The organism is Nocardioides halotolerans DSM 19273 (assembly GCF_000422805.1).
GTDB lineage: Bacteria > Actinomycetota > Actinomycetes > Propionibacteriales > Nocardioidaceae > Nocardioides > Nocardioides halotolerans.
In genome coordinates this window covers 114,656-127,588 of record NZ_AUGT01000020.1, presented here as the reverse complement: position 1 = coordinate 127,588, position 12,933 = coordinate 114,656, and the positions used below count along the sequence as shown (strand labels likewise).

General features: G+C 71.4%; 11 protein-coding genes and 3 tRNA genes. 9 read left to right on the top strand and 5 right to left on the bottom strand.

The window, feature by feature from the left end; genetic code table 11:
• The first annotated feature begins 12 nt into the window (after positions 1–12).
• From G514_RS0105150 to G514_RS29710, 4 genes are all read left to right on the top strand, one after another.
• A complete protein-coding gene (locus G514_RS0105150; RefSeq protein ID WP_084151791.1) occupies positions 13–915 on the top strand; it encodes a universal stress protein in 903 nt (300 codons plus the stop codon).
• 26 nt (positions 916–941) lie between these two features.
• Entirely contained in the window at positions 942–1,874 is a 933-nt protein-coding gene (locus G514_RS0105145) for a universal stress protein (RefSeq protein ID WP_028650879.1), read from the top strand.
• Positions 1,875–2,137: 263 nt separating this feature from the next.
• Positions 2,138–2,734, top strand: a complete 597-nt coding sequence (locus G514_RS0105140) for a hypothetical protein (RefSeq protein ID WP_028650878.1) — start codon at positions 2,138–2,140, stop codon at positions 2,732–2,734.
• Between the two features lie 196 nt (positions 2,735–2,930).
• The gene (locus G514_RS29710) at positions 2,931–5,456 is read left to right on the top strand and encodes an Ig-like domain-containing protein (RefSeq protein ID WP_084151789.1); all 2,526 of its coding nucleotides are present in this window, start codon (positions 2,931–2,933) and stop codon (positions 5,454–5,456) included.
• Positions 5,457–5,558: 102 nt separating this feature from the next.
• On the opposite strand, the gene G514_RS0105130 is transcribed toward G514_RS29710, so the two are convergent.
• Positions 5,559–5,631: transfer RNA gene (locus G514_RS0105130), tRNA-Arg, on the bottom strand.
• Between the two features lie 251 nt (positions 5,632–5,882).
• Here G514_RS0105130 and G514_RS0105125 point away from each other — a divergent pair.
• Positions 5,883–7,718 (top strand): phosphoenolpyruvate carboxykinase (GTP), encoded by a 1,836-nt coding sequence (locus G514_RS0105125; RefSeq protein ID WP_028650877.1) that lies wholly within the window; start codon positions 5,883–5,885, stop codon positions 7,716–7,718.
• A gap of 372 nt (positions 7,719–8,090) precedes the next feature.
• Here G514_RS0105125 and G514_RS31280 read toward each other — a convergent pair whose 3' ends face one another.
• Positions 8,091–8,222 (bottom strand): hypothetical protein, encoded by a 132-nt coding sequence (locus G514_RS31280; protein WP_281167602.1) that lies wholly within the window; start codon positions 8,220–8,222, stop codon positions 8,091–8,093.
• 139 nt (positions 8,223–8,361) lie between these two features.
• Here G514_RS31280 and G514_RS0105115 point away from each other — a divergent pair, with 139 nt between their 5' ends.
• On the top strand, positions 8,362–9,825 hold the full coding sequence (locus G514_RS0105115) for a helix-turn-helix domain-containing protein (RefSeq protein ID WP_028650876.1): 1,464 nt from the start codon (positions 8,362–8,364) through the stop codon (positions 9,823–9,825).
• Between the two features lie 82 nt (positions 9,826–9,907).
• Positions 9,908–10,924 (top strand): hypothetical protein, encoded by a 1,017-nt coding sequence (locus G514_RS0105110; RefSeq protein WP_028650875.1) that lies wholly within the window; start codon positions 9,908–9,910, stop codon positions 10,922–10,924.
• A 184-nt stretch (positions 10,925–11,108) separates the two neighbouring features.
• On the opposite strand, the gene G514_RS30125 is transcribed toward G514_RS0105110, so the two are convergent.
• The 3 genes from G514_RS30125 to G514_RS0105095 all read right to left on the bottom strand — a co-directional run bounded on the left by G514_RS30125 (position 11,109) and on the right by G514_RS0105095 (position 12,279).
• Positions 11,109–11,258 (bottom strand): hypothetical protein, encoded by a 150-nt coding sequence (locus G514_RS30125; RefSeq protein ID WP_157544608.1) that lies wholly within the window; start codon positions 11,256–11,258, stop codon positions 11,109–11,111.
• A gap of 424 nt (positions 11,259–11,682) precedes the next feature.
• Positions 11,683–11,772: transfer RNA gene (locus G514_RS0105100), tRNA-Ser, on the bottom strand.
• A gap of 45 nt (positions 11,773–11,817) precedes the next feature.
• The gene (locus G514_RS0105095; RefSeq protein WP_028650874.1) at positions 11,818–12,279 is read right to left on the bottom strand and encodes a PH domain-containing protein; all 462 of its coding nucleotides are present in this window, start codon (positions 12,277–12,279) and stop codon (positions 11,818–11,820) included.
• A gap of 100 nt (positions 12,280–12,379) precedes the next feature.
• Here G514_RS0105095 and G514_RS0105090 point away from each other — a divergent pair, with 100 nt between their 5' ends.
• The gene (locus G514_RS0105090; protein WP_028650873.1) at positions 12,380–12,763 is read left to right on the top strand and encodes a hypothetical protein; all 384 of its coding nucleotides are present in this window, start codon (positions 12,380–12,382) and stop codon (positions 12,761–12,763) included.
• 66 nt (positions 12,764–12,829) lie between these two features.
• Positions 12,830–12,918 (top strand) — tRNA-Ser (locus G514_RS0105085).
• Positions 12,919–12,933: the final 15 nt, after the last annotated feature.

The following is a 12,933-nucleotide window of genomic DNA, read 5'->3' as shown; positions in this document are numbered from 1 at the left end:
GAGGCTGGTGGCATGAGGATGCACGACGTACCTCACGGCTGCGTGGTGGTCGGCGTCGACGGCTCCGCCGACTCCGACCGGGCCGTCGGGTGGGCCGCGGCCCAGGCGGCTCTCGAAGACCGGACCCTCGCGATCGTCCACAGCACGAGCGGGAGCGCACTGCGCGACACCGTCTGGCTCGACGCGCAGGGCATCGACCACCGTGAGCTGAGCGCGGCGCTCGACGAGGCCGCCCGCGACACGGTCACGTCGGCCCGCATGCTGGCGACCGCCGCGGCACCACGCATCGAGGTGGTCACCGCGGTCGTCGAGCCGGACCCGCGGCTCGCCCTCGTGGAGCTGTCGCAGCGGGCTCACCTGGTCGTGGTCGGGTCCCGGGGTCGCGGGCCGGTGCGCACGGCCCTGCTCGGGTCGGTGAGCGCCTCGGTCGCCCGCCAGGCCCACTGCCCGGTCGTCGTCTGCCGGCCGAGCGCGCGGCCGGTGGTCGGCCCGGGGATCCTGGTCGGGTCCGACGGCGACCCGGCAGCGACCCCGGTGCTGGAGTTCGCATTCGCCCAGGCATCGCTGCGCGGGGCCCCGCTGACGGTCATGCACTGCTTCTGGGACGTGGCCGTCGCGGTCCGCGGCCCCGGCATCGTCGACGACACCGACCCCGACGACCTCTCGGACCTGCGGCTCCTCCTCACCCGGTCGGTGTCCGCCCTCGTCGAGAAGTTCCCCGACGTGGACGTCACCCTGCAGCTGGCCCGGGGCCTCGTGGACGAGTGCCTCGTCGACCGGCTGCCCGACTCGAGCCTGGTCGTGGTCGGCCGCAGCCAGGCGTCCGGGTGGGCGCGCTTCCTGCACGCGTCCTGCGCGATCGCCGTGCTCGAGCGCGCGCACACCACCGTGGCGGTGGTGCCCGAGTCCGCTTGATGTCAGTCCAGACAAGGAGAGAAGAGATGACCGTTCCCACCAACGCCGTGGTGCTCGGCATCGGAGCCGACGGCTTCGACGCCGCCCTCGCGGTCGCCATCGCCGAGGCTCGGCGCACCCAGCGTCCGCTGCACCTCGTCCACGTCCTGCAGCTGCCGCCCGGGGACGCCTACGTCGGCGTCTACGGCGGCGTGCTCGACGCCGCCAAGGCCACGCTCGACGGCGCTCTCGCCGAGGCCCGCACGCTCGCGGGGTCCGACGTCCCGGTCACGGGCGAGCTCATGGACACCGGCTGGGTCGTCGACGACCTGGTACGCCGTACCGACGGCGCCTCGCTGCTCGTGATGCAGCACCGCGCGCTGAGCCGCGTCAAGCGGGTCTTCGTCGGGTCCATGGTGCACGGGGTCGCGGGCCGCGCCCACGTGCCGGTGCTCTCCGTTCCCGAGGGCTGGGACCCGACATCGTCACCCAAGGGCGTCGTGACCGTGGCTGTCCAGGACCCGGTGGAGGCGCCCGCGATCCTGCGGTCGGGATTCACCGAGGCGCGCGACCGCGGCGCGCGGCTGGTCGTGCTGCACGCCTGGTGGCTCGCCTCCGGGTTCGACGTCGTCGTCGTCGACGGCTCGGTCCGCGACGAGTGGGCAGCTCGCAGCCGGGAGGAGATGCAGCCCGTGCTGGCGCCGCTGCAGGAGGAGTTCCCGGACGTCGACGTGACGATCGAGGTGCGTCACGCACCCCCGGTCGAGGCGGTCCTCGACGCCGGTGAGGCGTCCGACGTGCTCGTCCTCGGTCGCCGGCACCACCGCCTGCCGATCGGCACCCACCTCGGTCCGGTCGTGCGCGCCGCGCTCGACCACGGCAGCTGCCCCGTGCTCGTCACGCCGGAGCTCCGGTCGGAGGTCGGGCGGTCCGAGACGGAGTCGAGGGGCGCCCTGACGGGCGCTGCCGCACACGGGTGACCTCCCGCTGGGGAGCCGCCCTGCTCACGCCGACCGGGCCGCTGGGGGCGATCGCCGCCCACGGCCCGGTCGGCCTGTGCCGGGCCCGACACGCTCCGCCGGCGCGAGGACGGCCGTCTGCACCGGCGGCGCTGAAGGTCCCGGCGAACCAGGGACCTTCGCCGGGTCGCGGCGGTCCTTCCGCCTCTGATCGGCACCTGCCCGCCGCTCATAGCTTGGAGTCATCGCGGAGCACAAGGGCCCCGCAGACTGAGGAGATCATCATGCGCTCGGCATTCGACAAACTCATCTCGTGGACGGGGCTGGCCCTCGTCGCTGTTCTGGTCACCGCAGGTGGTCTGCTCACCTGGGCCAACACCTTCATCGGCGACCAGGTCCACGACCAGCTGGTCATGCAGGACATCACCATGCCGACGGCCGAGGCCGTGGCCGAGCTGCCCCAGGCCGACCAGAAGGCCCTCGAGCCCTACTTCGGCAGCCAGCTCGACACCGGCGCCGAGGCCAAGGCCTTCGCCGACCACTACATCCTGGTGCACATGAACGCCGCCAGCGACGGCCGCACCTACGAGGAGGTCAGCGGAGAGTTCCTCCAGCTGTCTCCTGAGGAGAAGGCGACCGAGGACGGCCAGGCGCTCGGTCAGCTGCGCCAGACGCTGTTCATGGGCAACACCCTGCGGGGCCTGCTGCTCTACGGCTACGCGTTCGCCACGATCGGCACCATCACCGGCATCGCCGCATACGTTTCCTTCGGCGCCGCGGCCGTGCTCCTGGTGCTCGTCCTGCTCGGGCTCTGGCACGCACGCCGGGTCGAGCACACCGCCGAGCGCCCCGCCCCGGCGCAGGTTGCTCAGCACGCCTGACCAGGACAACAACCTCCCGGGTGCCGTACGGCACCCGGGAGGTTCGTCATTTCCGGCGGCGTAGACCGTCTGGATCAGGCCAACATGGCCCGCATGACCCAGGTCACATCGAGGAATATGCGTCCGGTGCCACACCCCGTAGGTTGCCCCGACACGAACCGCCCCGGCGCCGCTGCCGGCAACCCGCAGGAGCGTCATGCGCACTCGTCGCCTCATCGCCACCCTCGCCGCGTCGGCGATCGGCTGGGCGGGCCTGACCCTCGTCGTCGCGACGCCCGAGGCCGGGGCCGCCGCGGCCTCCGCTGGCGAGGCGACCCGCGACGCCCCGCACGACCCGGCGACGTACTACGCCGGCACCGAGGGTCTGACCGGCACCGCGCTCGCGCTCAAGCTCAACGAGATCATCGACGGGCACACCCGGGTGAACTACTCCCCAGGGGTGTGGGACGCCATGGTGGTGCTCGACAGGGACCCGAACGACCCGACCAAGATCATCGACGTCTACTCCGGCGACAGCCTTGACGCCGGCAACCGGTGCGGCAACACGTGTCCGAACGCCGACTCGTGGAACCGGGAGCACACCTGGCCGCAGAGCCGCGGCAGCTTCAACACCGCGGCCGGGCCGGGGACCGACCTGTTCCACATGCGGCCCTCACGTGCGACCAGCAACTCCTCGCGCGGGAACAAGGACTATGACAACGGCGGTGCGGCCAGCGTCCCGGGCTGCCCCGTCCTCTGCCACGCCGACGGCGACTCCTTCGAACCCCGCAATGCCGTCAAGGGCGACATCGCCCGCGGCATCATGTACATGGACGTGCGCTACAACGGCGACGCCGACGACCAGTTCGCCGTCGACCTCAAGATGTGGAACCAGGTCGGTGACAGCGGCAGCCAGCTGGGCAAGCTCTCGACGCTCGTCGCGTGGTCGCTCGCCGACCCGCCGGACGACGCGGAGCGGCTGCGCAACAACCTGATCGACGCCGACTACCAGCACAACCGCAACCCCTTCATCGACCACCCCGAGTGGGTGTGCTCGATCTGGGGCAGCAGCGCCCCGGCGGGCGCGTGCGTCGTCCAGCCGAACCAGCCCCCGACGACGGCGCCGATGGCCAAGACGACCGACGAGGACACCGCGACCACCGTGGCCCTCACCGCCACCGACCCCGACGGCGACGCGCTCACCTGGTCGGTCACCACCCCGGCCGCGCACGGCACGACGAGCATCACCGGCGGGTCGACCCTGAGCTACACCCCCGCCACGAACTTCCACGGCCAGGACACCGTCGGCGTCACCGTCTCCGACGGCAAGGGCGGCACGGCGGCCACGACCGTGACGATCACGGTCACCCCGGTCAACGACGCACCCGTCGCCACCCCGCAGAGCGCGAGCACACCCGCCGGCACCCCCACGGTGATCACCCTCGCCGGCACCGACGTCGACGGCGACACCCTCACCTACGCGATCGGCACCCAGCCGAGCCACGGCTCGGTGGTCCTGGCCGGAGCGCAGGCCACCTACACCCCGACCACGGGCTACTCAGGACCGGACTCGTTCACGTTCACCGCCAACGACGGCACCGTGACCTCCGCACCGGCGACGGTCTCGATCACGGTCGAGGGCGCGGGCGGCAACCACGTTCCGGTGGCGAACGCGCAGGACGGCGTGACCACGCCGGAGGACGCGGTGAAGGCGATCACCCTCACGGGCACCGACGAGGACGATGACGACATCCTGACCTACGCCAAGGGGCTCGACCCCGACCACGGCACGCTCACCGTCACGACCGGCGGCCAGGCGACCTACACCCCCGCGGCGAACTACCACGGCCCCGACTCCTTCACGTTCACGGTCAGCGACGGCACCGCGACGTCCGCCGCCGCCACCGTCTCGCTCACGGTCACCCCGGTCAACGACGCCCCGACGGTCTCCGACGTCGTGCTGAGCACGACCGCGGGCACCCCGGTGTCGACGGTCCTGGCGCCGGTCGACGTCGACGGCGACACCGTCACCGTCACCTCGAGCAGCACGCCCGCGCACGGCACGGTGACCCACGAGGACCTCACCGTGACCTACGCGCCGACGGCCAAGACCGCGAGCGACTCGTTCACGGTCACCGTGTCCGACGGCCAGGGCGGCACCGCGACCGCGCAGATCGGTGTCACCACCGTGGCCCGGACGGCGGCGCTGTCGCTCAGCACGCCGGGCGCGACCCGCGGCCGCGCCGTCACCACCACGATCACGGCGACCGGCCCGGCCGGCCCGAAGCCGTCCGGTCCGGTGACGCTCACCCGTGACGGTGTCGCGCTCGGGACCGCCATCCTCGGGCCCGACGGGACCGCCGCGGTCACCTGGACCCCGGCGGCCGCGGGCGCGACGACCCTGTCCGCCGTCTACTCCGGTGACGACCTCTACGACGTGGCGTCCTCGACGAGCGCGACCACCGTCGACAAGTCGGCCTCGGCGCTGACGTTCTCCGGCAAGCTGAAGAAGGGCAGGCCGGGCAAGGTCAAGGTCTCCGTCACGACGGTCGGCGCCCTCCCCGCCACCGGCACAATCACCCTGAAGATCGGCTCGAAGAAGCGGACGGCGACTCTGAAGAACGGCATCGCGACGTTCAAGCTCCGGGCGCCGGCCACGACCAGGCTCAAGGCGACCGCGACCTACGTCGGCGACGGGCAGTACGCCGCCGGCTCCGGCAAGCGGACCTTCAAGCTGAAGTAGCGAACCACGCGAGGAGGTCCGCGCCGCACGGCGCGGGCCTCGCGCTGGTGCGGCGAGACACCGCGAGACGCGACGACGTGGAGAGGTGTCCGGAGGACTTTGCGCGCCCGTAGGGATTCGAACCCCAAACCTTCTGATCCGTAGTCAGATGCTCTATCCGTTGAGCTACGGGCGCCCGTCCGACGGCTGACACGTGGTCGTCCGCGGGACTGGACGAGGATAGCCGACCCGCATCGGTGGTCCGAATCCTGCAGTGTGACCCGGACCATAGTGCTTGGACCGATCCAATATGTCCGGGCTCCGGTCGGAGGTAGCGTCGGCGTTCCGCGGAGGCCCCGGGGCCGCCGCACACAGTTTCGGGAAAGTCGCGACAACGGTGCCGCGCCATCCGACGAACTTGTCACCTCGACAGAAGGATCGCCAGCGATGACGGACGTTGAAGCCGCTCTCGACGAGGCCGGGATCAAGAACCAGCAGGTGCGCGACTACGTCGCCCACTGGGCGGCCATCACGCAGCCCGACCGCATCGAGGTCGTCAGCGCGGACGACGACGCGCGCCTGGTCCAGGAGGCGCTCGACGCCGGCGAGCTGATGCCGGCGGGCGAGGGCCTCTACTACTCCCGCTCCTACGTCAAGGACACCGCGCGCTCCGAGGAGCGCACGATCGTCGCCACCAACGACCCGGCCGACCAGGGCGTCTACAACAACTGGCGCCCGGCCTCGGAGATGAAGGAGCTCTTCAACGAGCTCGTCGCCGGGCAGTCGCGCGGCAAGACGATGTACGTCATCCCCTACCTGATGGCGCCCCCGGGTTCGCCCCTCGAGGCGTTCGCTGCGGGAGTCGAGCTCACCGACTGCCGGCCGGTGGTGCTGCACATGATCCGCATGGCGCGGGTCAGCAAGGACCACGTCGACAACCTCACCGACCCCAACTCGTTCGTGCGCGCCGTCCACGTGACCGGCGACCTGCCGACCCTCGGCCACGGCACGCCCGACGACAAGCGCTACTTCGTCACGGTCGCCGACGAGCGCACGATCCTCCACTACGGCTCGTCGTACGGCGGCAACGCGCTGCTCGGCAAGATCGCCCACGGCCTGCGCCAGGCGATGTACGACGGCTGGAAGAACGGCTTCCTCGGCGAGCAGTTCATGCTGCTCGGCGTCGTCGACAAGCAGACCGGCGAGAAGTACCACATCGCCGGCGGCTTCCCGAGCGCCTCGGGCAAGACCAACCTCGCGATGACGCTGGCGCCCGACGCCCTCGGCGACCGCTACCACGTCGAGTTCTACGGCGACGACATCACCTGGCTGTGGGCCGACGAGGAGTCGGGCCGGGTGCTGGGCTTCAACCCGGAGAACGGCGTCTTCGGCGTCGCCAAGGACACCAACGAGCTCACCAACCCGACCGCGCTGGACTCGATCCGGCCCGGCTCGGGCGCGATCTTCACGAACGTCGCCTACAACCCCACCACCCAGGAGGTCTGGTGGGAGGGCCGCACGCCCGAGCCGCCGGCCGACGCCACGGGCTGGCTCGACTGGAAGGGCACGCCGATCACCGAGCGGACGCCCGAGGAGCAGAACGAGCCCTGGGCGCACCCCAACAGCCGCTTCACGACGACGCTGGCCAACGTGCCGAATGTCGCCGACGACTACGAGACCCCGCGCGGCGTGCCGGTCGACGTCATCATCTTCGGCGGCCGCACGCGCGACCGCGAGCCGCTGGTCCGCGCGATCACCGACCTCGCCGAGGGCGTCTACGACGGCCTCACGCTGGGTGCGGAGGCGACCTTCGCGGCCGAGGGCGTCGACGGCCAGCTGCGCTACGACCCGATGTCCAACCGGCCGTTCATGGCCTACGGCGAGGGCGACTACGCCCAGCACTGGCTCGACGTGATCGGCGCGGCCAAGGACCAGCCGCTGTTCGCGCACGTCAACTGGTTCCAGCGCGACCCGGAGGACGGCCACTTCCGCTGGCCCGGCTACCGCGAGAACCTGCGCGCCCTGCTCTGGCTCGTGCAGTACCGCAAGGGCGAGGTGAAGGGCCGGCAGACCCCGGTCGGCGTCGTTCCGACGGCCGAGGAGCTCAACCTCGAGGGTCTCGAGATCAGCGAGGCGGACCTCGAGGCGGTGCTCAGCATCGACGTCGACCGCTGGCGCCAGGAGATGGGGTTCCGCCAGGAGCACCTCGAGCAGTTCGACCGCCTGCCGGAGGCGATCTGGGAGGCGCACCGGCGGGTGGCCGAGGACCTCGACGAGGGCTAGCGAAGCAGCTTGAGCACCGAGCCCGTTCGCGGCACCACGACGTACGGCGAGGCCCGGGTCGAGAAGTCTCGACCCGGGCCTCGTCAGGTCCGGACGCCCTTACGGGTGATGGCGGGGGGTGCCGACCGGATGGGATTCTCAGGATGCCCGGCGCCGGGAGTGCATGTGGGGGGCTCCCGGCGCCAGGACATTTCCTGGAACTAGCTGGTGCGCGGTGGGGGCCTGTGCTGAGACAGGTGTGCGCAGCGGCTGTGTTGCCGACTATATGGCAACTTCTGGCAACTGTCTTGGGTAGTCCATACCAGTAGGCGTGCCAATGGGGGTCGGAGCCCCCTCGCTCCGACCCTCCTGGGGCCTGTGTTCAGTTGGTGGCTAGCGGCAGCACAGGGTGGTGCGACCGAGCTCGCGGCCCTGGTTTGCGGCGGCGGGAGCCTGGCTGAGACCGAGCACGCTGATGACAGCCACGAGGCTGACCAGGGCGAGACGGACGGGCTTGTTGTTCATGCGGTGACTCCTCGCGTCAGGGGAGGCGGGACGTTCCCGCCATGAGTCAGGCGTAGACAACCGCGTCACACAGGTCACTCGCGTCCCCAAATTCGGTGACTTGACGCTTTTCGGGGCAATTCGCGGCAAGATGTGCCACATGTCCCCCGAGCTCGCCCACCAGCTGACCAAGCTCGACCCCGTCGTCCTGGGCGAGCGCATCCGGGCCGCCCGCGTCGCAGCGGGGCTCACGCAGCCGGAGCTGGCCGGCACGGACGCCTCCGTCGCCTACATCTCGCGCATCGAGAGCGGCCAGCGCCGGCCCGGCACCGACCTGCTCCAGGTCCTCGCCGGCCGGCTCGGCGTGACGGTCGACTTCCTCGCGCACGGCGAGGGCTGGGAGGACGCCAGCCGGCTGGAGCTGCTGCTCGACCACGCGGAGCTGTCCCTGGCCGGAGGCGAGGGCGAGAACGCCCTGGCCCTCGCGCGCGAGGCGCTCGGCTCGCCGGGCCTGCAGGCCGTGGCCGGAGGCATCACCCGGGCCCGCTACCTCGAGGCGAGCGCGCTCGACCGGGTCGGCGACCCCGCCGCCGTGCCCGCCTTCCAGGCCCTGCTCGGCCAGGCGGCCGACTCCGGCATCCGGCTGAAGGTCGCGACCTCCCTGTGCAGCATCTGGCGTGAGGCGGGCCAGTTCGAGCGAGCGATCGCGGTCGCGCAGACCCAGCTCGGCGCGGAGTCCGAGGACGCCCTCGGCACCGAGGAGGGGATCCGGCTCGCGGTGACCCTGGCGGCTGCCCTGTTCGTCAGCGGCCGCACCGACGAGGCCGCCGAGCTGTGCGACCGGGCCATCGCAGAGTCCGAGCGGCTGAGCTCGCCCGTGGCGCGCGCGTCGGCGTACTGGAACGCCAGCTACTTCCGTGCCGACTCCGGCGACGTGGCCGGCGCCCTCCCGCTCGCGAAGCGCGCACTCCACCTGCTCGAGAACAGCGAGCGGATGCGCGACGTCGGCAGCCTGCGGACCCAGCTGAGCGCGATCATGCTCCGCACCGACCCCCCGCGGCTCGAGGAGGCGCGCGAGCAGCTGCGCCTCGCGGACATGGAGCTGGAGTGGAGCCAGGCCAGCCCCGGCGAGCGGGCCCGCAACCAGCTCGTCAACGCGCAGGCGATGCTCGTGGCGGGTGAGGCCGAGGCCGCCAAGGAGAAGATGCTCGGCGTCGTCGAGACCTACTCCGACACCGAGCCCCTGATCGCCGTGCACGCGCTGACCCTGCTCGGCCAGACCGCGTGGCTGTTCGGTGAGCACGAGGAGGCGCAGCAGTGGTACCGCCGCGCCATCGCGACGCTGACCGGCGTCGGGGCGGACCGTGAGGCCGCCCAGGTGTGGTTCGAGATCGGCACCCTCTCCGCCCAGGCCGGCCTGGTCGCGGAGTCGGCGGACGCCTTCCGGCGCGCCGCGGTCTCGGCCGGCCTCACCTCGCGCCTCCCGGTCATCAACACGCCCCCGGTCACCTCGCCGCGCACCACGCCGGTGCACGCCCCGGCCGGCCGGATGCCGGTGATCAACACCCCGCCGGTGACCTCGCCGCGCACGACGCCGGCGCAGTCCCCGACCGGGATGGTCTGACCCGAGGAGCCTCTCCGCACCGCGGCGCCGGTGTGGGATCATCGACGTTGCGTGATCTGCGGCCGTCGAGAGGTGGGTAGTCATGCCGGGCTACGGACCTGATGAGCGCGCCCTCTTCGAGGATGACGCGACCAAGCTCTACGAAGAGGTCTGCGAGAAGGGCCAGATCGCCGCGTCCGACTACCGCATCGCCGAGGACGGCGAGCTGCGCCCGGCGTTCGACCTGCTCGTCGAGATGGGCCTGCTCATCTTCGACAGCGAGCAGGACGGCTGGGCGCCCGAGGACCCGACCAGCGTCCAGTCGCGCGTCGTCTCGCCCCTGAGCCAGGAGGCCGCCAAGCTCCTCTCGGAGTCCTCGCAGTGGTCCTCGGCGTTCAGCAACCTCTCCCAGAGCTGGCGACAGGCGCCGCAGTCCTCGGCCCGCGGGCCCTTCACCTACCTGCGCAGCGTCGAGCTGATCAACAGCGTCCTCGACCAGCTGCTGGCCGAGTGCGAGGACGAGCTGCTCACCGCGCAGCCCGAGGCCGGCCGCGACCCGCGCTTCCTGGCCAAGGCGGCGCTGCGCGACATCGTGGTCCTCGAGCGCGGCATCACGATGCGCACGCTCTACCAGCACAGCGCGCGACGCAGCTCGGTCACCCACAAGTACGTCGCAGCAGTCACCGCCCGGGGCGCGGAGGTGCGGACCCTCGACGAGTTCTTCAAGCGGATGATCGTGGTCGACCGACGGGTGGCGGTGATCCCCAACCGCGACGAGGTGGCGGTCGCGGTCGTCGTCCGCGAGCCGGCGGTGGTCGCCTACCTCGTCGACATCTTCGAGCGGTCCTGGGAGCGCGGGCGCCCGTTCACCAACCGCGACACCTCGCTCCTCAAGGACATCGCCGCCGAGCAGCGCGCGATGACGATGCGGATGCTGATCGAGGGGCACAGCGACCCGGTGAGCGCCAAGAGGCTCGGGGTCAGCCCACGGACCTACGCGGGCTACGTGGCCGACCTGAAGGCCGACTACGACGCGCAGACGCGCTTCCAGCTCGGCTACATGATGGGCCGGATGGGGGTCTCGGGCCAGGAGCAGATCGAGGACGATCCGGCGGAGTGAGGTCCTGGGACGGCTCACCCCGCCGGGGCCCTCCGCGGGCGTTCCGTGGCACCCGGGGAAATGTCACGAGGGCAGCGACCGCGCGGTCACTGCCCTCGTGCTGTTGAGACGGGCCTGGGGGGTAGGCGCTGAACCAGACAAGTGGGGGGAAAGTCGGGTCCTCGTCTCAAGTCGGAGGTGCTGCTCAGCCGCCCCACTGGGTGTCGCGGGCCTGCTGGACGATGGTGTCACCGTCGTCGTCAGCATGAGCCGGCACGGTGCCCGCACCGATGAGGCCGGCGGACAAGGCCGCGGCCCCGATCACGACGGCGATCCTGCGCACGAAGGTCTTCATAGCTACCCCACCTCAAGTCTTCTGGGAGCCCACGGAATGGCCCGCCTCCGGTAGTCTGTCGGCAGGGTCAGGCAAGGCGTGAGCCCGCTGATGCCTCACAAAATTGCATTGCAAAAACATGCAGTTCGATGGTGCTTGACCGCGCCACATTCGGGCATGCCCGCTATTGGGTATTGAGCCTTTCCGGGGCTGGTGTGACGCATGTTTCGCGCTCAGCGGACCGTGATGACCGCGCCGGCCCGCAGCGCGTCGCCGGCCCTCGCGACGGGCTCGCGCGGTCCGTGACGGTCCTGCGGGGTTGATCCGGGGCGCTTGACCCCGGTGGATCGGCCTCCGACACGCCCAGATGCACAAAGTTGTCACAAATTTTCGACGGCCCCCACCCGCTGGGTGGGAGCCGTCCGGTCGCCGTGGCGACGCGCAGCGGAGGCGGCGGGATTTGAACCCGCGATGGGCTGTTGACCCAAACCCGCTTAGCAGGCGGGCGCCATAGACCGGACTAGGCGACGCCTCCGCGGAGCAGGTTACAAGGACGCCGCGAGGAGGTCGAAACCGCGGCTCACAGCGGCCGCAGGCCGTGGCCCCGCTGCAGGCGGGCCTGGACCTCGCGGACGAAGTCGTCCTTGTCCACGGCCAGCACCCCGACCGGGATGGTGGTGGTGCGCCCGTCACGCAGCCGGAGCTCGAGACACGCGACCTCGCGGCGGTACGCCGTGACGGCGTCCTCGACCTCGCTCCACCGCGCCTCGCGCACCCCGGCGCCCCGGACCAGCCGCACCTGGTAGCCCCCGGCCGTGGCGCGCAGCACCCACGCCCGCTGTCGCAGCCACCAGGCGAAGCCCGCCACGAGCGCCACGCAGACCAGCACGGCGACCACGAGCAGGTCCGGGGGCAGCCCGGCGACCGCGACCACGAAGGTGCCGACGAACAACAGCAGCGCGAGCCCCACCAGCGCCGCGCCCATCAGTCGCGCCACGAAGGCCGGCGCCAGCCGGTAGTCGACGTGCTCGCTCCCGCTCACCGGGTGATTGAACAACGCACGGTCTCAGCACCCAAACGCGGGGTTGTGGGTACCAGTGACCTGGGTCACACTCAGAATCCCGGCCCGAGGAGGCCGCCCGATGCCGACCGTTCCCCCTGGTCTGCCGACCGCAGTGCTCGCGCTCGACCACGCCCTCGACGCCCCTCGCAAGCCCGGCATCCCGCTCGGCAACTGGCGGTGGGTGGTCCGCCAGCGCATGGCCGGCGTGCGCGACGCACTCGTCGGGGAGGCAGCCGGGTCCGACGACGGCTGGCTGGCCGCCCGCGGCGGCTCGGCGTTCCGCGAGCGCAACGCGCTGCTGTCGCGGCTGAGCATGCTCGGCCCGCAGATCCTCGAGACGCCGGACGTCGAGGCGACGCGTCTGGAGCTGAAGCGGCTGGTGGTCGACATCCAGCGCCACGTGCAGCGCGTCAACGACCTCGTCTACGACGAGGTGTCGCTGGAGCTCGGCGGCTCGGAGTAGTCCCGCCGCGCCTCGGGGCGGGCCCTCTCTAGGCTGTGCCTCGTGCCGCCGTACACCGGCGGGCACGGAGGGGTGCCGGAGTGGCCGATCGGAACCGCCTTGAAAGCGGTCGCTGGCAGAGATGTCAGCCGCGGGTTCGAATCCCGCCCCCTCTGCCGAGTGTGGACGGA

What these genes read in the sequence shown, in the direction of transcription:
- G514_RS0105140 (WP_028650878.1), top strand. Translation starts at nt 2,138, where the DNA reads ATGCGCTCGGCATTCGACAAACTCATCTCGTGGACGGGGCTGGCCCTC.
- G514_RS0105150 (WP_084151791.1), top strand. Translation starts at nt 13, where the DNA reads ATGAGGATGCACGACGTACCTCACGGCTGCGTGGTGGTCGGCGTCGAC.
- G514_RS0105090 (WP_028650873.1), top strand. Translation starts at nt 12,380, where the DNA reads ATGCCGACCGTTCCCCCTGGTCTGCCGACCGCAGTGCTCGCGCTCGAC.
- G514_RS31280 (WP_281167602.1), bottom strand. Translation starts at nt 8,222, where the DNA reads ATGAACAACAAGCCCGTCCGTCTCGCCCTGGTCAGCCTCGTGGCTGTC.
- G514_RS0105115 (WP_028650876.1), top strand. Translation starts at nt 8,362, where the DNA reads ATGTCCCCCGAGCTCGCCCACCAGCTGACCAAGCTCGACCCCGTCGTC.
- G514_RS0105145 (WP_028650879.1), top strand. Translation starts at nt 942, where the DNA reads ATGACCGTTCCCACCAACGCCGTGGTGCTCGGCATCGGAGCCGACGGC.
- G514_RS30125 (WP_157544608.1), bottom strand. Translation starts at nt 11,258, where the DNA reads ATGAAGACCTTCGTGCGCAGGATCGCCGTCGTGATCGGGGCCGCGGCC.
- G514_RS0105125 (WP_028650877.1), top strand. Translation starts at nt 5,883, where the DNA reads ATGACGGACGTTGAAGCCGCTCTCGACGAGGCCGGGATCAAGAACCAG.
- G514_RS0105110 (WP_028650875.1), top strand. Translation starts at nt 9,908, where the DNA reads ATGCCGGGCTACGGACCTGATGAGCGCGCCCTCTTCGAGGATGACGCG.
- G514_RS29710 (WP_084151789.1), top strand. Translation starts at nt 2,931, where the DNA reads ATGCGCACTCGTCGCCTCATCGCCACCCTCGCCGCGTCGGCGATCGGC.